Source organism: Streptomyces sp. NPDC036764, assembly GCF_055609385.1.
Genome location: NZ_JBVJPT010000022.1, coordinates 1 through 22,973 on the forward strand (window position 1 = coordinate 1; position 22,973 = coordinate 22,973).

Annotated in this window: 16 protein-coding genes; 4 read left to right on the forward strand and 12 right to left on the reverse strand. The window is 67.8% G+C overall.

Going from position 1 to position 22,973, the window contains the following annotated elements; all coding sequences use genetic code 11:
• Nucleotides 1–52: 52 nt before the first annotated feature.
• Nucleotides 53–433: a transposase gene (locus ACZ69Q_RS43405; protein ID WP_471053937.1), complete on the reverse strand. Its 381-nt coding sequence runs from the start codon at nucleotides 431–433 to the stop codon at nucleotides 53–55.
• Between the two features lie 588 nt (nucleotides 434–1,021).
• On the opposite strand from ACZ69Q_RS43405, the gene ACZ69Q_RS43410 reads away from it, so the two are divergent.
• Both ACZ69Q_RS43410 and ACZ69Q_RS43415 read left to right on the forward strand, forming a co-directional pair.
• Entirely contained in the window at nucleotides 1,022–2,218 is a 1,197-nt protein-coding gene (locus tag ACZ69Q_RS43410) for a pentapeptide repeat-containing protein (protein WP_471053940.1), read from the forward strand.
• Between the two features lie 368 nt (nucleotides 2,219–2,586).
• Entirely contained in the window at nucleotides 2,587–3,219 is a 633-nt protein-coding gene (locus tag ACZ69Q_RS43415) for a hypothetical protein (RefSeq protein WP_471053943.1), read from the forward strand.
• A gap of 3 nt (nucleotides 3,220–3,222) precedes the next feature.
• Here the strand turns inward: ACZ69Q_RS43415 and ACZ69Q_RS43420 are convergent, their stop codons facing one another.
• From ACZ69Q_RS43420 to ACZ69Q_RS43430, 3 genes are all read right to left on the reverse strand, one after another.
• On the reverse strand, nucleotides 3,223–4,011 hold the full coding sequence (locus ACZ69Q_RS43420; RefSeq protein ID WP_471053946.1) for an SAVMC3_10250 family protein: 789 nt from the start codon (nucleotides 4,009–4,011) through the stop codon (nucleotides 3,223–3,225).
• A 471-nt stretch (nucleotides 4,012–4,482) separates the two neighbouring features.
• On the reverse strand, nucleotides 4,483–5,352 hold the full coding sequence (locus tag ACZ69Q_RS43425) for a hypothetical protein (RefSeq protein WP_471053949.1): 870 nt from the start codon (nucleotides 5,350–5,352) through the stop codon (nucleotides 4,483–4,485).
• A 6-nt stretch (nucleotides 5,353–5,358) separates the two neighbouring features.
• On the reverse strand, nucleotides 5,359–6,750 hold the full coding sequence (locus ACZ69Q_RS43430; protein WP_471053951.1) for an AAA family ATPase: 1,392 nt from the start codon (nucleotides 6,748–6,750) through the stop codon (nucleotides 5,359–5,361).
• A gap of 327 nt (nucleotides 6,751–7,077) precedes the next feature.
• On the opposite strand from ACZ69Q_RS43430, the gene ACZ69Q_RS43435 reads away from it, so the two are divergent.
• Together ACZ69Q_RS43435 and ACZ69Q_RS43440 are read left to right on the forward strand one after the other, a co-directional pair.
• Nucleotides 7,078–8,001: a DUF4238 domain-containing protein gene (locus ACZ69Q_RS43435; protein ID WP_471053953.1), complete on the forward strand. Its 924-nt coding sequence runs from the start codon at nucleotides 7,078–7,080 to the stop codon at nucleotides 7,999–8,001.
• 1,169 nt (nucleotides 8,002–9,170) lie between these two features.
• Nucleotides 9,171–9,593 (forward strand): hypothetical protein, encoded by a 423-nt coding sequence (locus ACZ69Q_RS43440; protein WP_471053956.1) that lies wholly within the window; start codon nucleotides 9,171–9,173, stop codon nucleotides 9,591–9,593.
• A 733-nt stretch (nucleotides 9,594–10,326) separates the two neighbouring features.
• On the opposite strand, the gene ACZ69Q_RS43445 is transcribed toward ACZ69Q_RS43440, so the two are convergent.
• The 8 genes from ACZ69Q_RS43445 to cas3 all read right to left on the reverse strand — a co-directional run bounded on the left by ACZ69Q_RS43445 (nucleotide 10,327) and on the right by cas3 (nucleotide 21,453).
• Nucleotides 10,327–11,193 (reverse strand): AAA family ATPase, encoded by an 867-nt coding sequence (locus tag ACZ69Q_RS43445; protein ID WP_471053959.1) that lies wholly within the window; start codon nucleotides 11,191–11,193, stop codon nucleotides 10,327–10,329.
• Nucleotides 11,190–12,776, reverse strand: coding sequence for a transposase family protein (locus tag ACZ69Q_RS43450; protein WP_471053962.1), 1,587 nt, complete (start codon nucleotides 12,774–12,776; stop codon nucleotides 11,190–11,192). Before ACZ69Q_RS43450 ends, ACZ69Q_RS43445 begins: the two co-directional genes overlap by 4 nt.
• Nucleotides 12,777–12,823: 47 nt before the next feature.
• Nucleotides 12,824–13,531 (reverse strand): type I-E CRISPR-associated protein Cas6/Cse3/CasE, encoded by a 708-nt coding sequence (gene cas6e, locus ACZ69Q_RS43455; RefSeq protein WP_471053965.1) that lies wholly within the window; start codon nucleotides 13,529–13,531, stop codon nucleotides 12,824–12,826.
• Nucleotides 13,528–14,319 (reverse strand): type I-E CRISPR-associated protein Cas5/CasD, encoded by a 792-nt coding sequence (cas5e, locus tag ACZ69Q_RS43460; protein WP_471053968.1) that lies wholly within the window; start codon nucleotides 14,317–14,319, stop codon nucleotides 13,528–13,530. Before cas5e ends, cas6e begins: the two co-directional genes overlap by 4 nt.
• The gene (gene cas7e / locus ACZ69Q_RS43465) at nucleotides 14,316–15,506 is read right to left on the reverse strand and encodes a type I-E CRISPR-associated protein Cas7/Cse4/CasC (RefSeq protein ID WP_471053971.1); all 1,191 of its coding nucleotides are present in this window, start codon (nucleotides 15,504–15,506) and stop codon (nucleotides 14,316–14,318) included. Before cas7e ends, cas5e begins: the two co-directional genes overlap by 4 nt.
• A gap of 1 nt (nucleotide 15,507) precedes the next feature.
• Nucleotides 15,508–16,173 (reverse strand): type I-E CRISPR-associated protein Cse2/CasB, encoded by a 666-nt coding sequence (locus tag ACZ69Q_RS43470; protein WP_471053974.1) that lies wholly within the window; start codon nucleotides 16,171–16,173, stop codon nucleotides 15,508–15,510.
• 62 nt (nucleotides 16,174–16,235) lie between these two features.
• Complete coding sequence (casA, locus tag ACZ69Q_RS43475; protein ID WP_471053977.1) at nucleotides 16,236–17,831, reverse strand: type I-E CRISPR-associated protein Cse1/CasA; 1,596 nt, start codon at nucleotides 17,829–17,831, stop codon at nucleotides 16,236–16,238.
• Between the two features lie 748 nt (nucleotides 17,832–18,579).
• Nucleotides 18,580–21,453, reverse strand: coding sequence for a CRISPR-associated helicase Cas3' (gene cas3, locus ACZ69Q_RS43480; protein ID WP_471053979.1), 2,874 nt, complete (start codon nucleotides 21,451–21,453; stop codon nucleotides 18,580–18,582).
• Between the last annotated feature and the right edge of the window lie 1,520 nt (nucleotides 21,454–22,973).

A 22,973-nucleotide genomic window follows, 5' to 3' on the forward strand; every position in this document is an offset into this window, starting at 1 on the left:
ACGTTGGCCGCAGTGGTGATGACCTTGAGCGGGGTACCGCGGCCGTCGCAGATCAAGTGGTGTTTGCTGCCCGTCTTCCGCCGGTCGACCGGCGACGGACCGGTGTCGGATCCCCTTTTTTGGCGCGGATGTGGGAGCCGTCCACACATGCTCTCGACCAGTCGAGTTCGCCGGCCGCGTTCAGCTCGGCGAGCAACACGCGGTGCAGCTGGTCGAAGACACCGGCCTGCTGCCACCGCTCCAGACGCCGCCAGCAGGTCTGCCCCGAGCCGAACCCCAGCTCCAGCGGCAGCAGTTGCCAGGCTATGCCGTTGTGGAGGACGTACAGGATGCCCTGCAGACACAGCCGGTCCGCCACCGGCCGCGGCCCGGGTGACCGCTCCGGCCACGGCGGCAGCAGCGGTTCGATCAGCGCCCACAAGTCGTCGTTCACGATCCACGGCCGAGCACTCACACCCTCCCGAACGGCCGAATCGTCACATCGGTCACGCCTGGCCAGCGCATCTCAACAAGATCGTGTTACGAGCTCTTATGGCTTGAGATAGTTGAGATCTGGGTCATACGTTCCAATCCGCCGCCCTTGTCGGTTGAACATCTTCCAGCCGTCCGTGACATTGTGCCCGTCGACGTCCCGCACCCGCTCAGCGCGTAAGACCCCGGCCATACAAGGGAGATGCCCAGCTCAGAGCCTTGTGCAACACGCTTTAGGGCGGGCATTGGCATATGCCGAACTGGGCGAATATCCCGCGGCCATCGAAGACTTGGACCACGCCGACGCGCTGGCCTCCGATACGGTGCAGACCCTGCGACGGCAGGAGGAGGCGCGGCGGTCCACAGTCAGGGCCCAGTTGCTCTCCGTGCGCCCAGGGTGGGGTGGGGTTGGCCGGTGCGGGTCACTGCGCTTACGCGTCATGCGAGGAGTGGTGAGGTCATGGCCACGGTCGGCTGGCTGGTACTGGCGCGGTCGCCAGCCAGGTAAGGCCGTTGCAACCAGGAGCTCCAGGGGTTACTCCTGTCAGTCATGATCCCACGCCTGCTACAGCGCCAGACTGAACGGCGCGGTCTGCGTCTTTGGCACATCAGTATCGTCCTGGTCCTGGCCTTTACCGCTGCGGTTCTCGTTGCCTCCGCGGTCTTCTATACCGGATGGGGCCTTCTCGGTGCTCGCGAGCTCAAGCCTGAGCGACGCCTCGATTCCAAGACCGTCTTCGACCTGGTCAAGCTCTCTTTTGGTGTCGTGGCTGGCGCGGGCGCCCTAGTCGCCCTGGTCGTGGCCTATCGCCGCCAGCGCATCGACGAGGACGGTGCCTTGCGTGAGGCCACCCGCCTGCACACCGAGCGCTTCACCGCCGCTGTCTCCCAGCTCGGAGCCGAGTCCGCTGCAGTTCGCCTCGGTGGCGTGCATGCTCTGGCCGGGCTCGCCGACGACGCCCCCAGCCGCGCGCTGCGCCAGACCTGCATCGACGTCCTGTGCTCGTATCTTCGGCTGCCCTACACCGCCGAGACTGACATTGCGGCGGGCGACGCAGACGGCCGGCACAGCTACCTGGCCCTGCGGGAGGTCCGGCACACTGTTATCCGGCTGATCCGAGATCACCTCCGTCTGCCTCTGGCACATCAGCACTCCTGGCAGGGCCACAACTTCGACCTGACGGGGGTCGCGTTCGACGGTGGAGACTTCTCCCAGGCTACGTTTTCAGGAGGCTCGGCCGACTTCAGGGGGGCTACTTTCTGCGCGGGCAGGGTCAGCTTCCGCCAGGCCTCGTTTTCGGGAGGCACGGTCTACTTCAGCGGGGCATCATTCGCCGGGGGCACGGTGAGCTTCCGCCAGGCGACGTTCTCCGGCGGCGACATCGACTTCAGTGGCGCTGACTTCTCCGCCGGCACGGTGAGCTTCCTCCAATCGACTGTCTCTGGCGGACTGATCAACTTCCGCCAGGCAGCGTTCTCCGGCAGCGAGGTCGACTTCCGTCAAATAGCCGCTTCCGGCGGGAGACTGGGCTTTGTCCTGGTGGAGTTCTCCGGCGGCGAAGTCATTTTCTACTCGGCTGCGCTCTCAGACGGCACCATCATTTTCCGCGAAGCGACGTTCTCGGGCGGCACGGTCGACTTCACCAACGCTAGCGGGCCTGCCCCAACTGACCTGGTCTCATTGACAAGTTCTGGCTCGCCGGCTGGGTTGACCCTGTCGGCAGCCTGGGTCGCCGGTGGAACGTAGCGTCACCTCGTGGGGCCCGCTGGCGGCGTGACCGGGGCCCAGCCGCACGGACCTCTGCATATTCGCCTCTTGCAGCCAGCAGGTGCCGGGGACCCACTGCCAGTCCCGTTCGGCAGCCCTGGTTGACAATGCCGCCCGATTGACTGTGCCGCCTGAACGGCACGTCGAAGGCTGGTGAGGCCGGCCAGAGCAGCGCGGTAACGCTGGCAGCTCCCCTGGCTGTGCGTCAGGGAGCTCAGCAAGGCGCCTGGAGCTTGCGGCCCCCTTACGCTTCCACCCAGCTTGCTGGAGGAGCCGCGATTCTTGGTTCCGTCTGCTGTTTTGTCCGCGCTGGTGTGCAGGCCACGGGTGCCGTGGACACTGGCGGGGTGACTGATCATTCCATCTCTTTGGTAGCCAACCTGATCATCGTGTTCCTCGCCTTGGCGATCGGCACCCGCATCGGATACATCGTCGCTTCTCGCGGCGCGGTGCACCATATGGAACTGATGGACCGGCACTTCGAGAACAGCCGACGTCTCTTCGAGCGCCAACAGGTGATGCAGCGTGAGACTGATGCGTACCGGCGGTCTCGTGAGGAGTTGAAGGACAGCTACGAAACGCTCGGTATCTGGCTTCACCGCCTGGGCCAGACCCTCGACGAGATCTACTTCGGGGCCATGTCTGACAGGCAGCCGATGCGTGACAAGGCCGAAGCGCTCCTCAGCGTCCGGCCCTGGGAAGTCGTCTCACCGCCGGTCAGTGCAGCCGCGGCCGAGTTCTACTGGAGTTCGGACGTGCAACGCAAGATCCGCGAGTTGCAGGGGCCGTACGCCCAGTTCGTTACACATACGCGGTTGACGATGCTGCAGACCGGGCCCGATAACACCCCGACGCCTTCCCGGCCCGATCAGGGGTGCTGGCAGCACTGGCAGGAGCTGCACTCTCTCATCGCGGGCATCAAAGGCCAGGCACGCGAGGACCTCATGGCCATGCCGCCAGCTGTGGACGAACGCTCATAGGGCTCACGGTGTGCCGGCGCGCCTGTGGATCCTGGGAAGGATGCGCGTGCGCGGCTGTGGTGCTGGCTCGTGCACGGCCTGCACGTACAAGGGGGTCGCCACCACCAGCCGGTGGACCCACTGCGGACGGTCAATGTCCATCACCACGATGGCGTGGCCTCGCAGGCGGCCCCGGGTGGATGGCGGGTACTTTCTCTGGATCCAGCCATGCACCCCGAGCGCGGCGTCCTCGATGAGCCCTTCGCTGCGGCGATGCGGCATCAGATCGTTGAGGAACTCGGGGATCACGTTCAGCCCGCTCTCCTCGCGACGCTCGACCTCGAGAATCAAGTCGTGCAGCCACGTGGTGTCCGAGCCCATCCGGCCCTGTGTGCATACCTGCGTACGCAGATGCTGGACGGATCCGCACAGCATGAGCCCCAGGTCGCGCGGCTGGCCGGCCGTCCCTGCTGGGACCTGTCCGACGAACAGGGCTACGTCCTCGGGAGGTTCGCCACTGTCTTCATGGACGGCGACCTGGGCCATGTCCAGGTCGAAACTGACCCATTGATTCGCCTGCAGGTTCCGGGTGGTGAACGGCACCGGGGTGAACCGTCGCTCGATAATCCGCTGTGCCTTCTTCACCAGCGCATGGGGGGCGATGGGCTCAGCCGCCTTCTCCCAGCTCCTGTTCCCCGACACCTCGATCAACGGCGGAATCTTCAGCGAGGCCTGCAGGCCCTGTTGCACATTCGAAGGCCGCATCCCAAGCCGCCCGTACAGTTTGCGCTCTGACACATACACCAGATCCACAGCACTCCCCTCCACTCAGTCGATTCTGGGAACCCTCTGACTTCGAGCACCGTCGCAACGGTCGACGGAGCATGAGCATCCCATGCAGGCAGAAGGTGATGGCGACCGAAGGCGCTTCGGAAGAGAGTCGTAGGCGTTACGGCAGCAGCAGCGTTTGGGCATGTGCGCTGCTCAACGTCCCAGAGACGCAACGGTCGGTCCCTGTCACAGCAGCCGAAGGCGGGCCTACCGCTGAGGGGGATCGCGGCGAGCCCGACTGCTTTTCGCAACCTCGGCTGCTCAGTCGGCGAGTCACCTGGACATGAGCAAGCCGGGCTCGGCTTTCTCTCGACCGGAATCGATGCCGCATCCAACTGGCCGATGGCGGCTGGCTGGTCCGGATCCTGTCGGGAAGGGACGTCGCGCGGGCGCCGGACGCGGTTCACCGCGCCCAGGGGTCACCGGAGACTGCGACGGTTGTGGAAGGGAGACTCAGAGCCGCGATGAGGTCTGTTTCCAAACAGGTACCCCGGCGTCTGCGGCCCAGCGTTCGCTGTCACGGTACATGCTGGTCTGCTCGAACAGATCCCGGCTGAAAGCGGCTCGGGCGGAACGCTCAACGACATCGTGGCCCGCTTTGGAGGCCCACTGCTGTTTGGCGACAAGTGAGAAGGCCTTGGCGAGGTCATGGCCTGAGCAGTACTGCTCCTGCTGGGCCGCTGCGTCCAGTTCCTGCTGCAGGAGGGGTACGAGGCCGCCGAAGTCGGCGGGATCCTTTTTCGCGCGTTTGCAGGCGAGTTCGACCAGTTCAGCGAGGTCGACCCCGTCCACGAGGCGCTTGATCGCCTGGCCGAGAGGGAAGTCCCGCAGGTTGAGCCCGAGGTTGTCGCGTTGGGATATGTAGCGCAGGACTCCGAGGGGAAGCGCGAGCGCTGTGCAGGCGGCGATGATGTCGTCGTTAGTGCATCCGAGGGTGCCGTGGCGGAAGCTCAGGTCGGTGCAGAAGCTGGCTGCGAGCGCTTCGTACACTCCCTGCGCGTAGAAGATGCAGGCGTCCAGGTCGTAGAAGTCGGTGTAGAGCACGGCGTGATGGTCCAGGCCGTCGTCGAGGAGGCCAACCCAGTCGCGGTCCAGGATGGCGTAGACGGCCTGGAGCTGGCTGCCGTCGTAGGTGCGTTCGATCGCGCCCAGAGCTCGGCTCTTGCCGTGTGCGGGGACTGTGGTGACGTGCTCGGAGTTGACGAACCGGTCGAGTACGGCGCAGTCGGTGGCTCCCTCAACGAGGATGACGGCCCGTCTGTCGTTGGCCCGGAGCATGATCAGTTCGGCGTAGAGGTCGTCGGCGTCCAGTTCGTCGAACACGTGGCGCTACTCCGCGGTCGGGCCGAGCATGACCATGCGGTCTGCCCATTTCCCGGCGATCTGGGGTGAGTGGGTGGCCACGATGGTCCGGAAGCTGACCAGCGATGCGATCGTGCGGAGGTCGGCGATGAAGCCCTTCTGCCACGACACGTGGAGCGAGATCTCCGGTTCGTCGATCAGGACGAGCGCACCAGCCGGCACGTTGAACAGGAGGTCATAGGCCAGGACCAGTTCGTGCTGTTCGCCGGAGGAGAGTGAGATGAGATCGAGATCGGCCCCGTCGTCGCTGACCAGCCTGAAGCCGCGCTCTCGGTCGATCTCGAGGTGTTTGAACAGGAAGCGTCTGTTGACGATCTCACGCAGTCGCGAGACCCGGTCCAGGATGTCCTGGAAGGTAGCCAGCTTGGCTTCGGTGTCGCTGAGATAGGTCCACAGCACGGCGCGCTGCCACGGCTCCATGCGTTCGGGGATCTCGATAACGCTCGTGCGTTCGTCGACCAGCGAGATGTCACCGAGTTGACGGCGCAGTTCGTTCTGGGCGTCGTAGCGCTCGCGGATCTCGCTCTCGCTGACGTCGGCTGCGGGATTCTCAAGGAGTCGCTGGGGGTAGGTGCGGTCCAATTCCTGTGAGGTCCGCGAGTTTTCCTCGAGTCCCTTGGCCAGTCTGCGCGCCAGGTCCTTGGCGAACTCCTCCACTTTCGTCGGCGAAGGGCACTGTCGGGTGTGTCCGGGACGTTCGTCTGGGGACAAGCCGAGCAGCCGGTGGGTGTCGATCGAGTGGACCACGATGCTGGCCAGGACGTCCCTGAACTCGGTGGGCATCCGCTCGGCCAGCAGGCCTTTCAAGTGTTCCGGGAGATCGTCATCCCACAGCGATAGGGCTTCCCGCCCCTTGTCGTCCAGGTCCCCGGGTGAGTGCAACAGATAGTTGCGCAGAGTCCACTCGAAATTGGACGTCCGCTGCAAACGGTTCGGCCCGAGCCACGCGGTGAGGCGTGTTGCCTCCGCATCGGAAGAGGGCCGGGGCGACCAGATGAGCCTGCCAGACCGAGAATCATGTTCAAGGGTGAACGAAAACGGAATCACCGGGGCTGCATCCGGGTCCGGCTCGGACGAATCATCGTCGTCTACCGGACCTCTCGGAGCAGGCTTCTCCACCGTGAGGACCATGCCGTCATCGAACTGCAGACGCAGGCTGCCGAAGGGGACTCGCACGATCGTGCTGAAATCGACAGGCCAGGCGACAGCGCTGATGAGGTCGAGGAGCATGGTCTTGCCCACCCCGTTGGGTCCGTGAACGATCACGAACTCGTCGGAGGCCGGGAAGTCGACCGTGTGCTCAAACCTGCCAAGCAGGCCAACGACCTTGACCTGTGTCAGCACCCGATCGCTGTCCATCAGCCACCTGTCCGTTTCCGGGCCCGCTGCCGATCAGGCCGAAGCGATATTATCCCGTACTGCAACGCCACCAGGCGCGACGCAGTGGACTGCCGCCTCAACCGCCAGTGTCGGCTCCCCTCAGGCATGCCTCACCACCGCCCACGACGGTGGCTCGACGGCGAGGACATCGTCCGTGCCGGCTGGCGCGGCCTGGTCACTCCCCGCCGGCAGCGCATGGAACCAGGCGGCAGCACGGCACTGAAGCAGTGACAGACGCCAGGGGTCGTTGCGGCAGGAGGCCAAATCCTTGGCGCCGTGCACCGGGTGCTTGACAGACTCTGCCGGGTGAAGGCAGTTCAGATATCCCGGCAGCACCTCGTGCCCCAAGTCCTGCTCAAGCAGTTCGCGAAGGACGGGCTGGATGGCCGAGGCCCCCAGGTGCGTCCCGTCGACGTACGCCACCCGGAACGCCGGAACAAGCTGAAGAGCCCACGGGTATGCGGTTCGGCCGACACCTTCGTCGCGTTCGACTCCCAATCTGCCGAGGAACTGTGGGGCTCCGTGGAGAGGCGCGTTCCTGCTGCCTTCGAGGCCGTGCACGACGGCACCCCGTTCGTCGACCCTCTGCACGCTGAGGCCCTGCGGGATCTGATCGTGCTGCACTATGTGAGGTCGCACCACTACCGCAACGTGTACACGACTGCGATCAAGACCGTGAGCGTGAACGTCCGCGGTCAGCTCGTCAAGCAATACCCGCAGCAACTGCGCCGTGAGGCACTGCGGCAGACCGGGCTTCACCTGTCTGGCTCAGCCCTCGATATGTTTGCCGAACGCCTCGTCGCGCAGTCCGAGGTGACCCAGGAGCATGAAACCGGCAAGCTGTTTCGCACCCGCATCGAACACATGTTCCACAAGGTGCGTGCCAGAGCAGCGAAATGGCACTTGGAAGTCCTGCCTCCGGAAAGCGGACAGTTCCTCGTCGGCGACAATCCGGCAGTGTCCGTGCGGACGGACACCACACCGTGGCCGCACAACATGGCTTTCGACGACGCGCACTCCATCATCCTGCCCATCACTCCCCGGCACCTGCTGGCCCTGAGACCAAAGAACCTCGTCGACACCATCCCCCGGAGCCTCGTGCACAACATCAACACCGTGCAGGTCCTCGCCGCCGACCGCTACGTGTACCTGCACCCTGCGAGCACGAGACTGGAGAGATTCGCGAGAGAAACGGCGAGACGGCGACGGACAGACCGCGCGAGCCGATGAGACACCGGACGGGGCGTGCAGGGGACTCAGCGTCTGCCGCCCCTTCGGTACGGCCACGTCGCAGAACTACGCCAAGGGCGATTGCCTGCACCGGAAGGTAGGCAGTTGCAGCACAAGCATGCGCTCGAGGATGCCGCCGACACGGAGCCGGGCCCGCGGCACGCCTCTCAGGGGCACCTGTCAGGCAGCCAGTTCCACCCAGCCATGACGCCGCGTGTAAAGTCAACAAGGCACCTGTCGGCCTTCAAACCGGCAGGTAGCGAAGAGCCTTCCCCACGCGGGTGGGGGTCTGTCCTGCATCGCGTCTCCGTTCTCTCCCAGGCTGCCGTCTTCCCCACGTATGGGGGTCTGTCGACGAGCGGAGCGTTGGGACTCAGGCCATCGCGGTCCTCCTCACATGCAGTCTGTCCTGCCCTGGACCATGCCCGAGCAGGGCCAGGTTGTCTTCCCCACGTGTGTGGGGGTCTGTCCTCCTTCCACTCGCCCGATTCCAGAGGGACGAAGTCTTCTCCACGCGCGCGGGGGTCTGCCCTGGTTCCACATCGGCGTCGGCATGACCCGCGGCGTCTTCCCCACGCATGTGGGGGTCGTTCGGTGGTGACCTGGTTGGAATCTTGAAACCGAGGTCTTCCCCACACGCACGTGGGGGTCACTCTGTGCGGATCGGCAGGAGGTTCCAGTTCGTCGTCTTCTGCGTCCTCGATTACGAAGCCTGATGTCGGGGCCGGCTTCGGCTCTGAGTACGGGTGCGGTTCGTACGCCCCATACGGGTTCTCGGTGAAGGGGTTGTTGGATTCGTACCCGTACCCGGCGCCGTATCCGGGGTACGGGCCGTACGCGCCGTAGTAGGCGTTGTCCCATGAGTACGGCTGCGGCCCACCGGTGCCGTAGTCACGGCTCGTTGCTCCTCCGCGGGCGGCCTCGGTTTGTCCGTTGTCCGCTTCAGTCGCAGTGGACAAGCCTTCTGTCGTTCCTGCCACCTGCTCACGGAGGCGTCCGAGGTCTGTCCGGATAATGGAAATCTGATCCTCGGTGCCTTCCAGCGCAATGTCGTACTCGAGAAGGCCGTGAGGGCTACTTGCCGTGCCTTGTGCGGGCGGGGGCTGGGGCATCTGCTGCTGACCGGCGGAAGCCACGTCCTGCTGGTTGTTTGCCGACACGGCAAGCAGATGCTGCTCGACGATCAGCAGGGCAGCAACCCGGATCTCTTCGGCTTGCTCCCTTTCCCTGCGTGCCTCCTCCATCTGCGCTCCAGCCTTCTCCTTGCGCGCCCTCGACTGCTCCAGGTCTTTGGCCAGCGCGGACAACGCGTCCTGCCGGCCCTGTTCCCGGGCCGTTTGCACCTGGCTCTCCAGCTTGTTGCAACGATCTGTCAGCGATGCCAACAGAGCCACCAGGAGGAAGACGAGGTTATGGACAGCGAAGACGGCTCGCTCGGCTTCCAACTGCCCGGGGCGGGCCTGGTCGAGAAGAATGGCCAGCTCGGCTTCGGAGCTGGTTGTCCGGTGCGAGCGGACATCGGTGACGACCTCCTTTCCCAGCGCAGCCCGCTCCGCGGCATGAAGAAGCCTGGTGCCTCACGGAGCTCCTGATCACGCGATTCGTCAGACGCATACTTGCTGACAAGATCTGTCACCAGCCAGAGAGGCGGAAGCTTGGTCCCGTTGAGCAGATCGCTCCAACTCGTCTTCTGGTAGCGGTTCTCGTCAGCCAGGTCGCGCATCGTCTTACCAACGGTCAGGTCACGGAGCCACTGGGCTAACGCGCGTGCTTGCTCCGTTTCACCCTTGAGGGGCCCTCTGGGACGCCCCACGTTCTTTTCCCCTTTGACCGGCACATTGTCCGACTCCGACCAGCGCATATCCAGTTTGCCCCGAATGGACAATCCGTCGAGCCCCGATGCTGCTCCTGTAGATCTGCGGCCGCGGCCGTGGTGAAGATGCGGCCCCCGCTTACTGCCTCCGCCAAGACGCGAGTAAGCGGGGAGCCCTGAGCCGAAGGAGCCCGCGCGAAGGGGCACATCGACCTGACCGCCATGTGCTACTTGCGCTTGGCGGTCTGGCGGCATACATCGCCTACCAGGACGAAAAACTGGGGGCGGCACTTCTGGTGGGCGGAGGTGTGATCACGCTGCTGTACCTCCTTCTCAAGAAATAGCCCGAGAGGTTGCTCCCTCACAGGCCCTGCAAGGTTCCCACCTTGCAGGGCCTTCTTGTGTCTCAAGAGCGCAGGACGGGATGCGAACGTGGGCCGGTGCGGGAGCTATTCACCAGACCATGCGCAGCACGCGCCCAGACGCCGGGGCGGCGTGAATGTGGGAACGCTTCAGTCGGTGTGACGTTGGGTGGGGTCGAGGCGGCTGAGGACGGCGCGCACGAGGTCCCGGCTGTAAGGAGGGAGCGGTGCGGCCGCGCCGTGTGGAGTGGGCGGGTTCGTCGGATCCGTGCTCCCGGCCCCCTTCGAGCCGGGGCCGCCGTGCTGTTCCCAGAGCAGGTAGGTGATTTTGGCCCACTGGCGGAAGTTGCCGTGGCAGGCAACGTCGTCGATCCACAGCAGTTCGTCGGTGGGTACGTCCGCCCACAGTGGGTGGTACTCGGGGATGACGGTGAGGACTTCGGCCGGGGTGAGGGGCTTGTAGCGCTGCCAGACGAGGATGCGGGAATCCAGCGCCGGACGGTTCTTGATCTTCTGATAGCAGGTTTCGGCTCCGACTAGGACGACGGCGAGGCGGGTGTCCTCGTCGTCCCAGAGCTCACGGATGAATTCGAAGGCCCGGGTGTCCAGCCACTGCGCTTCGTCGACGACCAGGACGCGCGGGGTCTCCGACAGTGCTTCCTTGAGCATGGCTTCGCAGCGGGTGCTGTTGAGGGGCGCCTCGCCGGGCAGGTCGAGCCTTTTGTACAGGGCGGCGCGCAGGGCCTGGATCTTGGCGGAGCCGACTTTGATGCGCAGGGTGGTGTGGGGGGCGAGGTCGTCGAGGTGGCTGTTGACGGCGAAGGTCTTGCCCAGGCCGACGCCGCCGTGGACGCACATGATGGCGCCTTTACCGGCGTCGGCCTTGAGGGTGGTGACAAGGTTGGCGTAGGTCTCTGCGTTGGCCTGGGTCAGCATGGCGCGGGCGCCGGGCAGACCCATGTAGTGGTAGTTGGAACTGGTGGCCGACTGGCCTTCGGGCGTGGTCGGGTGGGTCACTCGGTGTCCTGGGGCTTGGGATCGGGCCGGGGCTTGGTCCAGCGGGCGGAGTCGGGCTCGGGCCGGTTGAGGAGGTCGGGCCGGGCCTCGGCCTGCAGGTGACCTTCCGGTGTCTGCAAATGGCGTAGCTGGGCGGCTGCTTGGCTGGCGGTGAGCCGGTTGAGAGGCTCGGGCGCGGCGGCGACGCTGGTGGCGGCGTAGCGGGGGGTGGCGTTCTTGCGGGCTCGGCGGGCTTTGGCGGCGTAGCGGTCGGCTTCGCGCCGGCGGGCGTTGCGCAGTGCGCGGGCTTGGCGGGGGCTCATCTCGTCGCTGCGGAAGGCGGGTCCGCGGTAGGTGAGGGTGTCGGCGTCGTAGAGCTCGATGCGGTGGTAGTGGTGGGGTTCGTGGCGCAGGCGGACCATCTCGCCGGCGCTTGAGTGGCCGTGCATCCAGTCGCCGACGTAGTAGGCGCTCTTCCAGCGGACGCCCTTGCTGGTGATCTTCCGGGGTGGGCCGCCGTCGTTGAGGGTGTAGGTGTGCAGGTCGCCGGGGTCGAGGGTGTCGATGGGGGTGAGGTCGGCGTGCCAGGCCTGGGCGGGGGTGCGCCGGTGGAGGCGGGCGATGGTGTGGTTGTTGTTCCACCAGTCGACCCAGTCAAGGACGACGGTGATGAAGGTTTCGTAGTCGAGGAGTTCGTCCAGGGCCCACAGGGGCTGGCCGCGGCGGTCGCGGCGGCTTCGGGGGGTGTGGGCGTAGCCGGGCAGTCCTTTGAACAGCATGTGTTTGGCGGCGCCGTTGATGGCTTCGACGGTGCCTTTGAGGTGGGGGCTGTAGGGCGGCAGGACGATCAGTTCGGTGCCGAACTTTTTGAACGCCTCGTCCACGCACTTGCCCAGGAAGTCACGGCCGCGGTCGGTGCGGATCTTGCGGGGGATGCCGCCGAAGGGCCGGTGGTGATCCGTGCAGAGGATGGCGTCTCGGGCGGCGGCCAGGATGGCGTCCTGGCTGGGCTGGTGGGGGGTGATGGCCAGGCCGCATATGACGGCGGTGGTGTGGTCGATGAACCAGGTGATCCAGGGTTTGCGGCGGCGTCCGTCGATGTTGACGAAGACGCTGGCTTCGACGTGGTCGGTCTCCCAGACGTCGTTGCGGTTGCCGTGCGGGCGCAAGGCGTGCACGTCGTGCTGGCGGCGGGCGGCTTCACCCCCTTTGAGGGCGGCACGCTGGCCGGGCGTGAGTTCCCGGTCTACGGCGCGGTAGAAGGTTGCCTGGGATACGCGGGGTGGGTTGCCGAAGATGTTGTCGTCGACGAGTTCGCGATAGGTGGCTGCCGCGTTGCCGTTCCATCGGGCCAGGGCGTCGTGCATGGCCGGGGTGAGGGTGAAGTGGCGGCGTCCTTGAGGGGTGTAGGTGCCGTGGTGGGCGTCGGCGTTGTCCATCCAGCGGCGCACCGTGCGCCAGTGGACGTCGAACCCGGCGGCGACGGTACGCACGTCGTGGCGGGTCAGGCGTTCGGTATTGCGCAGTCGCAGCAGTCGGCGTACGGCGGCGGCGCGCAGGGAGGTGAGGTCGTAGGGGCCGTTGGGTGGTGGTGTGGCGGGCACGGGTGTTCGGGGGGCTTCCTTGGGGTGGTGGCCGTCGGGGCGGTGGGTCAGGCGGGGGCGAGGGTGAGCAGGCCGGCGCCGTAGGGCTTGCCGCGGCCGATGCCGGTGAGCAGGGCGTGGCTGAGTTGGTCGGGGTCGGTGATGGTGGCTAGGCCGTCGAAGCGGGTCAGTGCGTGCATGGGGCCGGGAGAGTGGGCTTGTTCGCCAGGCTTGTTGGCGCGGCGTGTGCGGGGGAAGCGGGCGGGGGTGATGTCGGTGGTGGCCAGGGTGAGGCCGGCTTGGTGGGCGCGGCGCTGCCACCAGGCGAGGGCGTCGTCGCCGTAGAGGGCGACGATTTTTCTGCCGTGCTTGTTGTCGACGGGGTGGTGGTCGTCCAGGACGCGGCGGGCGGCGCTGGCGTTGGCGGTGATGCGGTAGCGCACCGCTCGGCCGGGGGCGAGGGCCTGGAACATGGGGTGCAGGGGTCGGGTTTCGGCGGTGCCGTAGTGGTGGGGCAGGCGGGTGAGGTCGGGCGGCTGGTGGGACTGGACGAGCAGGGTGGGTGGGGTGTCGTCGGTGGCGTCTTCCAGGCGGAAGAGCAGGCCGGCCTGCTGCCGGGGGTTTTCGCCGAGGGCGTCGGGGGCCAGGAGCATCACGCTCTTGTGCAGGCTGACGGCGTCGGCCAGGTCACGGCGGGCGGCCGGGCTGCGGCGGTTGAGGCGGATGCGGGTCAGTGTCGCTGTGGTGCCGAGGGCGGCGGTTGGGGTGCTGGTCACGGGGTGGCGTCCTGGTGGATGTAGGCGGTCAGTTCGGTGAGTGCGGGAGGTGGGGCGTACAGGGCGGCGGGCAGGTCTTCGATGGTGTGCCAGGTGCGGCGGATCTTGTGGAAGCGCCGTGTGGGAGTGAAGTCATGGGGGACGTCGGCGACTTCGCGTTCGCTGTGCGCGGCGGGTACGTGGCGGGGCGGGTGTTCCCAGACGAAGGCGACGGGCACGGTGGCCTGGCCTGCGCGGGGTGGTGTGGTGAGGCTGAGCGGGACGTGGTGGAGGAGTTCACCGACGGGGTCGGGGTGCGGGCCGCCGAGGACGAGGGGCTCGTTGGGGAGGCAGGCGCGCCGGCCGAGGTAGGGGCCGAAGGCGGGTTGTTCGAGCCGCTTCAGGAGGTGTTCCAGGAACGGGTCGGGTCCTTGGATGGCGAGGGTGAAGACGGCGTCGGCGAGGTAGAACCGTTCGGTGATGAGGGTGGACTTCTCGCGGGGGCGGTAGGCGCCGCTGCTGGTGCGCAGGCCCTGGCGGTGCGGGCGGCCGCCGCCGACGGTGTGGTAGTCGGTGTGCCGGGTGCCGGGGCGGTCGATGCGGACGGTGAACGTCAGGTCGGTGTAGGGGCTTTTGCCGGTGGCCGGGTCGGGGGCGAGGGCCTCGTTGCGGGGGCGTGCGTCGGCGGCGGCGAACAGGCCGATGAGGGCCGAGCGGGAGGGGAAGGGGAGGGTGTCGCGGTAGTGGAAGGCGGCGTGTTCTCCGAACGACATCAGCGGTGCGGCCAGGCGCAGCAGGATGCCGTTCATACGGGGGTCCCGGTGGGCAGGGCCGCGTTCTTGGTGAGGGCGTCGATGAGGTCGTCGAGGCCGGCGTGCGCGGTGCCGAGGTGGTCGACGGGGCCGGGGTGCAGGGTGGCGTAGCCGCAGCCGACGAGGCGGCGGGTGCCCAGCAGCCGGTTCAGCCCGGCGGCGTGCTCGGACAGGACTGTGATGGCGGGAGCGCTGTAGCCGCCGCCGGGGGCGTGTTTGACGGGCTGTTCGAAAGCGCTGGCGTAGGAGACGGGGCGGCGGTCACCGATCGTGTAGTGGACCAGGTGGGGGTAGGTGTGCGGGGCGGTGGAGGTCTTCTTCGCGCCGGGCATGACGTCGATGAAGGCGTCGGCGAACAGGCCAAGCAGGTGCAGGGCCTGTTCGTGGTCGCCGTTCAGGTTGCGGGTCAGTTCGGTGAGGTTGACCGTGGCGTAGCGGTAGAGCAGGCCGGTGGTGAAGAACGCGGTCTGCAGGTGGGCGCTGCCGGCCTCGTTCGGGGCCGCCCAGTCCTCGACGGCGGTGAAGTAGTCGGGCTGGGGGGAGCTGGCATGGACGGTGAAGGCGGGTGCCATCTGCACGGCGCCGTCGACGTGGGCGTCGGGCACCTCTGCGAGCATGCGGCCGAAGAGGTTGATGGTCGCGGTGCGCCGGCGGATCACGGAAGCAACCCTGGGCGTGGGCAGGACGGCCTCCGCCTTGGGCTTCTTACGGGTGCCCTTGGCCGGGGCGGACTGTGCGGCGGATTCCTTGGCGAGGGCTTCTTCGAGGTGCGGGCGGTGTTCGGTGCACAGGTCGGTGAGGTCGTCGAGGACGTCGCGCGGCAGGTAGAGGGTGGCCGAGGTGATGCCGCGCTGGTTTTCCTCGGTCTTGAGGCCTTCCGTGGTGGCCGAGCGCACGATCTGGGTTCCGGCGAAGGCGGCCAGGTCGGTGGGCCAGCCGGCCGCGCGCAGGGCGTCGGCCACCCGCAGGGGCAGCATGCGGGTGCGGGCGGCGTGCTCGTCCAGGACGTCCTCCAGGCGCAGGCGCACGGCCCGCTTCCAGGACTGCGAGGACACCAGGGCGCGGACCACGCCGCCCAGGTTCAGGGTCTTGGGCAGGTCGTCCTCTCCTCGGTTGAGGAGGGAGGCAGGCAGCGGGTGCAGGATGTGGAAGTCGGCGTAGCGGGCGGGTGCGTAGGCGGCCACGTCAGTACTCCTTGGACGTCAGGGTGTGCAGGGTGAGGAAGTAGTTCTCGCGCCAGCGGGCCGCTATCTCGAGCTGGTCGTCGTCCCACCAGGCCAGGTCTTCCAGCAGGACGGCGAAGTCGAGGCGGGCCGCGCCGCGGCTGTTCAGGTGGCCGGTCAGCGTCCACAGCCTCGGGTGCAGCAGCGAGGTGTCGAGCCGGGTGAGGGTTTTGACGCGGTTGGTCATGGTGGCTTCTTTGAAGCCGTAGCGGGCCACGGCGATGGCGAGGTGGGTGCCGAGATCGGGACGGCGGCGCCAGGGCCGCTCAGCCGTGCTCGCCGCCGGTGCCGAACCCGACGGGTCGGATGCCGGAGCTGTGTTCGCGGCCAGTGTGGTGGTGGCGTCCTGGTCCTTGCCGGGGGCGGCCTGCTCCGGCTGGTAGGGGCCTTCTTCGTGGGGCAGGTCGCGGTGCAGGGCGATGAGTGAGGCCACGGTGTAGTGGGCGCGACGTGCTCCGAAGCCGGCGATGTGCCGGGTGAGGTGCTCTGGCATCCGGGAGCACTCTGCGACGGGCCGTCCGAAGCCCGAGTTGAGGTCGGCGCTGATGCCGTTGACCGCGCACAGGGTGATGACCTGGCGGACGAAGTCGTCGTAGTGGGCGCGGCGTTGCACGGTGGTAACGGGCATAGGGCGGCAGCCTCCGATAAGGCGGCGAGAACGAGTGGGTGGAGGGATGCGGTGAGGGAGGATCAGCGGCTGCACAGGCGCAGCTGGGCCAGGGCGGTGGCAACGGCTTCGGCCGCGCGGAAGTGCTGGGCGATCGCCGGGCGGGTGGCGGTGCGCAGGGCGTCGATGGCGTCCGCGGCGAACGCGGCACGGGCGCTGCGGGCGGGTTCGTTCAGCAGGTTGAAGAAGGTGGCCTCGGCCCGGGGCCAGTACAGGGTGCGGGCGCTGCGGGTCCAGGGCGGCAGGTGCCGGGGGCTACCGGAGTTGGTGGTCTGCTTCCAGGCGTCCTGGGAGAGGCGGTCGAGGTGGGCGCCGATCTCTTCGGCGGCCTTGCGGCATGCGGCGACCCGCTCGGCCGCGGCAGGGTCGCATTCCTGCATCCAGGGCCAGATCGGCGGGGTCAGGGCCGTGTACCAGGTGCGGTTGGTGGTCTTGCCGTCCTGGTCGAATCCGTAGACCCGCACCCGCAGGGCGGCGCGCAGGTCGGGGGGCAGGTCGTTGAGGGTCGTGAAGGCGTCGGGTCGCTGGACGGTGTACCGGCCTTTTCCGCTCTTTGCCTGTGAGCCTTTGCGGTCGTCCTCGTCACCCGCCAGCAGCAGCGCGTCCAGGTCGCGCCACAGGGCCCGGTCGGCGTCCGCGCGGCGTGGTCGGTGGCGCCGGGTGACCGGTTCGTCCGCATGGACGTGATGGATGAGGTACGGGTCGAGGGCCGGGAGTTTCTTCTGGGTAGACCAGGTCAGGTAGGCGTCGGTGACCTGGAGTCCGTCCGGTGCCGGGATGAGAAGGACGGCGTGACGCGAGCGGCCGGTCAGCAGACGGCCCGGTGAGGACACCGGCGGCGGCGCGGCATCGGGTTCCGGGCCCTCGACGGGGTCACCGTCGTCGTCAGGGTCGGGGTGGGGCAGCGGTTCCTCCCACGGGCAGCGGTCCACTGCGTCCGGCCACGACGGGTCGGGCTTGGGGATGCCGGCCAGGAGGGTCTCGTACAGGGTCCGGCCCAGGGGGTGGAAGGACAGACTCGAGCGCAGCGGGCCGGCTTTGGCACGGTTGAGGGAGCGGCCGCCTACGGTGCGCACGGACCACTGTCCGGCCGCGCCGTAGTAGTGGTGGATGAGCATGTGCCACAGCGCCTGTGCGCTGGGCACCGGCTGCGGGTCGGTGTCCGTATGCGGGCTGAGCCAGGAAAGGTTGTTGCCCTCGGGGCGGCCGAAGACCAGCTTGTTGACGCCGGCGCGTTGCGGGCACTGGCTGGCCAGTCTCGGGTCTTGCAGGAACGGCCGCGCCGGGTGGAACAGGTCCCAGATGTAGTTGTCGAAGTAGGCGTGGACGGCGTCGGGGTCGAACCCGGCGGGATGCGTCAGTAACTCGCGGCGGCGGGCCGCCCACTGACGTGCCGTCATGCGCCGCTCTCCTCGTGCGTCCAGGCCGCTGATCCGTGCGGCCATCACCACGAGCAGGCGCAGGACGGCGGATGCCGCTGGCGGCACCGGCAGTGCCAGGTCCTTGATGAGGTGGGCGCGCAGCAGTACGTCCCGCCATCCCAGCTCCTCCTGGTGCCCGTCCGGGAAGAGGACGGGAATGCACGGTTCTTTGTCGGTCTGAAAGTGCGGTAAGGACACACGAGCTCCATGCCGGGCGGGAAGAAAACAGAGGGGCTCTGGAAGGGTTTACGTGCGGCGCGCCAGAATTCTGCGCAGGCCGAGGTGCCAGGGGCGCGGGGCGGCAGAAAGGAATAGTGGCAGGGCGCCAGGGGCGCGTGCCGGGTCAGGCCACGCCAGTGTGCTGCCCCTGCGACGCGGGAGTACCAAGGGTGCGGTGCACACAGCGCAGCAGGCAGGGCGCGCGAGACCGGGATCGAACGTCAGCCCGGGCTCCGCATTTCCATATTAGTCACAGACAAGCAGCTTCCGAACCACATAGTTCAGTGAGAAATTACCGGTCGGTGCCCTTTTTTGAACGGAAGTCATTTCCGGCTGCGGCCCTCAATCCGCAACTGCGGCGCAGCGGATGCCTTCTCTCATTTCGATGTCACCGCCAGCTCTCGCTCAGATGTCACGTATTTCCGCCTGGTACAAGCGGTGAAGCAGTGGCATCAAGTGAGAAGCCCTGACGGCCCGACACGGGGACTCCCAGCCCCTGCCTTCTGGCATCGCACTGCAGCGTGCCTCGGCAGGGAAAGCCGCCCGCCTCTGAGGGGGCGGCAGGCGTAACCGTGCCGTCCGCGGCGTGCGCTGTCTGGCGCGGCGACCGCATAGGGCCGCGGCTTGCCCACTCGGTACGGCACACGGCGGGCGCTGGTCCCGTCCAGCAGCAATGGCACGCCCATGAGAGGAGTTCGGGCGGGCAGTGTGCGGCGGGGAGGGCGGTTCAGTCCTCGGTGTGGACCAGTCCCAGGGCGTCGTCGAGGTGCAGACGGTGCCGTCCGAAGCGCACCGGCCGGGTGGGATCGTCGGCGTCCTGCGGGAGCAGGACGAGGTCGGCGAGGAGGGCGTGGCTGCGCCATGGGGCGGGGACGTGGTGGTCTCGTGTGCGGCCGGCGACCCAGGCGGCGGGGACGGGCAGGGTGTGCTGGAGGATCGTGCGGATCTGTGCGGTGGTCGGTTTGCGGTGCTCGGGCAGCGGCTGAGTGCCGGCCGCGTCCAGAGTGAGGCGGCCGCCGGACATGCGGTAGACGGGCAGGAGGCGGCGGGGCATGGCGCCCAGGCGGGTGGCGGCCTCGCGGGGGTGCAGGTTCTGGCGGTGCAGGTCGGACAGCGAGAGGGTGTCGTGCCAGGCCGGCACGAGGTGCAGGGCGCTGTGGTGTTCCTCGGTGCGAGTGCGGGCCTGGTGCAGGGTGTGGCTGCGGTGCAGGGCGGTGTCGGTGCGGGCGAGGGCGTCGGCGTCGCCGTGCACGGCCTCCACCAGCTGCTGCACGTCGTCGGGCAGGGTGAGCGGGTGCTCGGGCCGTCGGGCGAGGTAGGCGGCGGTGGCGAGCGGCAGAAACGGGGAGTCCAGGGAACGCCAGGCGGGCGGCAGGAGGGTGTGGCCGCGGTGGTCGGTGGGGTTGAGGACGATCAGGCGAGGACGGTCACGGGACAGCCAGTCGGGGCGCACGATGTGGTCGAAGCGCCACAGGCGGCCCAGGCGTTGCAGGAGGGTGTGCAGGGGTGCCAGGTCGCTGACCATGACGTCTACGTCGATGTCGAGGCTCATGTCCAGGAGGCTGGTGGTGACGACCACCAGGCGCCCGGGGCGCTCGCCGGTCGAGGACAGGGCGGTGCGGATGCGGCGGGTGAGGGCCTCGCGGCGGTGGCCGGGCAGGCGGGCATGCAGCAGGAGCATCTGCTCGCCGGGGCCGCCGTCCGGCCAGTCCAGGCCGTCGCGCAGATGTGCGTAAGTGGTCTGGGCGTCGGCCATGGTGGCGCAGTACACGGCCGCGCAGCCACCTGATCGAGCGACGGGGGCGATCTCCTTGGCGATGCGCTCCAGGCGGGTTTCCCGGGCGGGGGTGTCCTCGGGGTCGGTGCAGGAGGGGTGGTGCACCGAGTGGAGACGGATGTCGGCGCGGCGGCGGTACCGGTCGGCGTGGGCTTCGGCCGCGGCCGGTTCGATGCGGATGAGGGAGGCATCTGAGGCGGCGGCGTAGAGCCAGCCGGGATAGGGAGGCCGCCAGTCCAGGTGGGCTGTTTCGGGGTGCGGGTGGCCGGCGCCGTCGAGATAGCTGCGGACGAGCTGGCTGCTGATGTGGCCGGGCAGGGTCGCGGACAGCAGCACCACGGGGCAGCCCAGGGCGCCGAGCCAGTGCAGCAGCCGGGACAGTGTCTGCCGCATGAACGGGGGCAGGGCGTGGACTTCGTCGACGATGACGGTCCGCCCGCACAGGGCCAGCATGCGCAGGGCGCTGAAGCGGACCGGCAGGACGGCCATGAGGGCTTGGTCGTGGGTGGCGACGGTGAACTGGGCCAGCAGGGCCCTGTCCCAGCCGCGCAGCCAGCCGTCGGGCACCGTGACGCGTTCTTCGGGCCGCTCCCCCGCAGCCGGCCTGCCCTCGTCACCGTCGCCGTCGTCGCTGTCGCTGTCGCTGTCGGGCCAGTAGGCGTCGCTGGTGGAGGGTTCGTGGGCGGCCAGGCGGTGGTCGGTGTAGGCGGAGTTGTCGTAGCTGTGGCTGTGGACCAGGGAGACCGGGGCGTGCTCGGGATGGTGGGCTGCGACGTAGGCCTCGAGGAGGTCGTAGGCGGCATCCGTGGTGGCGATGGTCGGCAGCAGCCACAGGATTCCGGCCGTGTCCCCGCAGACGTTGAAGATCCGTGCTGCTTCCAGCGCGGTGACGCTCTTTCCGCCGCCGGTGGCGTCGGTGACCACCAGGATGCCGGGCCCCTTCTCCCCCACCTCGGCAGTGAGTTGCCCGATCACCGAGGCCTGCAGGGCGTTCGGCCTCTCCAGGCCGCCGTGTGCCTGGGTGAACGGCATCTCTGGCAGGGTGATGCGGGTCAACCCGGACTCCTCGACCACGGCGGGGGCGTCCCGGACGGCCTGGGCGAAGTGCTCGCCGGCGCCGAAGGCGGGCGCCTGGGCTTTGGGCAGCCAGTAGTGGCGCTGGCTGGCCAGCCGGTCCGCGATGATGCCGATTCCGGTGATCAGCACGGCCGCCGGCACCGACACGTCCGAGGGCAGCGCGGTGGCGCCGGTCAGGTGGCGCAGCAGGGCGAAGTAGCGGCGGCGCAGATCCTGCCAGGCCGGCCCGCCCAGGGCGAGGTTGACCCGGGAGGCTTTGGCTGCGCCGTCGATGTCGACCTGCAGGAACCGGCCGTGGTGACCGCCCAGAATCTGGGCGACGAGCACTCCGGGGCTGTCGGAGGTGTCCGCCGGATAGCCGACCTCGGCCAGCAGGTGCAGCACACTGTGCATGGACGCCCGTTCGTGCGGCATACGCTGCCAGTTACAGGTGTCCGCGCGCAGGGTGTCGCTGACCCGGGCCCAGGGATACGCCTCCTGTTCCTGGAACGCCGACAACTTGCCCAGATCATGCAGGCCGGCGATGAACATCACCAGACAGCGCGCCTCGGCCAGGGTCAGCCCCAGCCCGGCTGCGATCAGCCGACGCTGACCGCGGGTCAGGTACCGATCCCAGACCACGCCCGCGAGCGCCGCGACATCCAGCAGATGAAACAGCAGCGAATACACCGCCCACGCGCCGCGGTCGAACTTTCCCCACGGCGTCAGATCGATCCCGCCGCGCCGGGCATCCTCCCGCACCCCCACCAGCCCGCTCCCGCTCTACGCCAACCCACCCTGGAATCAAGGATGTTGTGCCTATCCTGCCGCATGCAGAGCATCTCCCCCGGCACGCGTCCCTGGGAGGGCAGGGTGTAGCCTACGATTCGATCTCACCGGTTTCCTCATCCCGTGAGGGTGCGCCCCTGCTGGTCATCACGGGCCGCTCAGGAACCTGTGTTTCCCCACACGCGTGGGGATCAGCCGTACAGCAGGGCGGCCAGCTGGGCGATACGCGGCCTTCCCTATAAGGGTAGGGGTGTGCCCTTCTGGATCATGATGACGACGACGAGGCCGACGCCCTCCCCACACGCGTGGGGGTCTGCCCCGGATGCCCGCCACCATCGCCGAATCCGGCCAGCCTTCCCCACACCCGTGGGGGTCTGTCGACCTTTCCCCGGTCGACAACGATCGTCTTGGGATGCTCCCCACACACGGGGGCTTCTCTCAGGTCTGGGATGCCAACCACGTGCAGCCCCGGTCTTCCCTACACATGTGGGGGTCGTTCGTTCTCGTACATGCGTCGAGCCTTGATTCGGTCGCCCTCCCCACACACGTGGGGGTCTGTCCAGCACGCGGGGAAAGACGGATATCAGCGGGGTGCCTCCCCAGGTGCGTGGGGGTCAGCCTTCGGTGGTGAGAGTCTTTGCGGTGGCGGCAGGCTTCTCCTCCCGTACGGACGCCCAGCCGGGCTGTGGAGCGAGTCTCCCCGCATGCGTGCGACCAGGGACGTGAACGCGCGCCTTCCCCACACTCGTGGAGGTTCATCGTTCCGGGGCTGGGCGCGCCTGACCGCCCAAGGGAATCTTCCCCACGCACATGGGGGTCTGTCCTGGCATGGCGTCGGCGCCCGGGAGTTCGTTGAGTCTTCTTCCCCACGCGCGTGGGGGTCGTTCGGACTTCATCGACCTGGCCCTGCTCCAGCAGCAGTCTTCCCCACGCATGTGGGGGTCTCTCCTCGCTGACGAGCATCTTAGGGGTGGTGGCCGGTATTCCCCACGTGCGTGGGGGTGTATCCGAGGTCTGGGAGGGCGATCACGTTCAGGCCCCGCACTCCCCACACGCGTGGGAGTCCGTCGAGCGGGCAGTGGACATCCGCTGGGTAGCTGTCGCGCTCCCCAGACATGCGGGGTCGTTCCGTCTCAGCCAGCACCCCGAGGGAGGCGTGCGTTTCTTCCCCAAACAGCTGGGGGTCTGTCCACGGTGCTGGCGGTGACGTCGATGCCCGCGTGGCCCTCCCCACACCCGTGGGGGTCTGCCCTGGCGGGCGCCGTGACTGCGGATTCGGTCTCCCCCACGCATGTGGGGATCCGTCTCGCAGCAGCAGACGGGTGTCCTCATCGCCGTCCGTCTTCCCGACGTACGTGGAGGTCGTTCGGCGTACGGCAGAGGAGCCTCGATCCGGACCTTCCCTTCCCCACACGTGTGGGGGCGCAGTTCGACAGCGCCGGGAGCTGGGCCAGCCAGGTCCTTCCATCGCGCGGGCAGACGGGTGCGGTGGCGGTTGC

What these genes read in the sequence shown, in the direction of transcription:
- ACZ69Q_RS43430 (WP_471053951.1), bottom strand. Translation starts at nt 6,750, where the DNA reads ATGGACAGCGATCGGGTGCTGACACAGGTCAAGGTCGTTGGCCTGCTT.
- cas5e (WP_471053968.1), bottom strand. Translation starts at nt 14,319, where the DNA reads ATGAACGGCATCCTGCTGCGCCTGGCCGCACCGCTGATGTCGTTCGGA.
- ACZ69Q_RS43440 (WP_471053956.1), top strand. Translation starts at nt 9,171, where the DNA reads ATGCTGCTCGACGATCAGCAGGGCAGCAACCCGGATCTCTTCGGCTTG.
- ACZ69Q_RS43470 (WP_471053974.1), bottom strand. Translation starts at nt 16,173, where the DNA reads ATGCCCGTTACCACCGTGCAACGCCGCGCCCACTACGACGACTTCGTC.
- ACZ69Q_RS43410 (WP_471053940.1), top strand. Translation starts at nt 1,022, where the DNA reads ATGATCCCACGCCTGCTACAGCGCCAGACTGAACGGCGCGGTCTGCGT.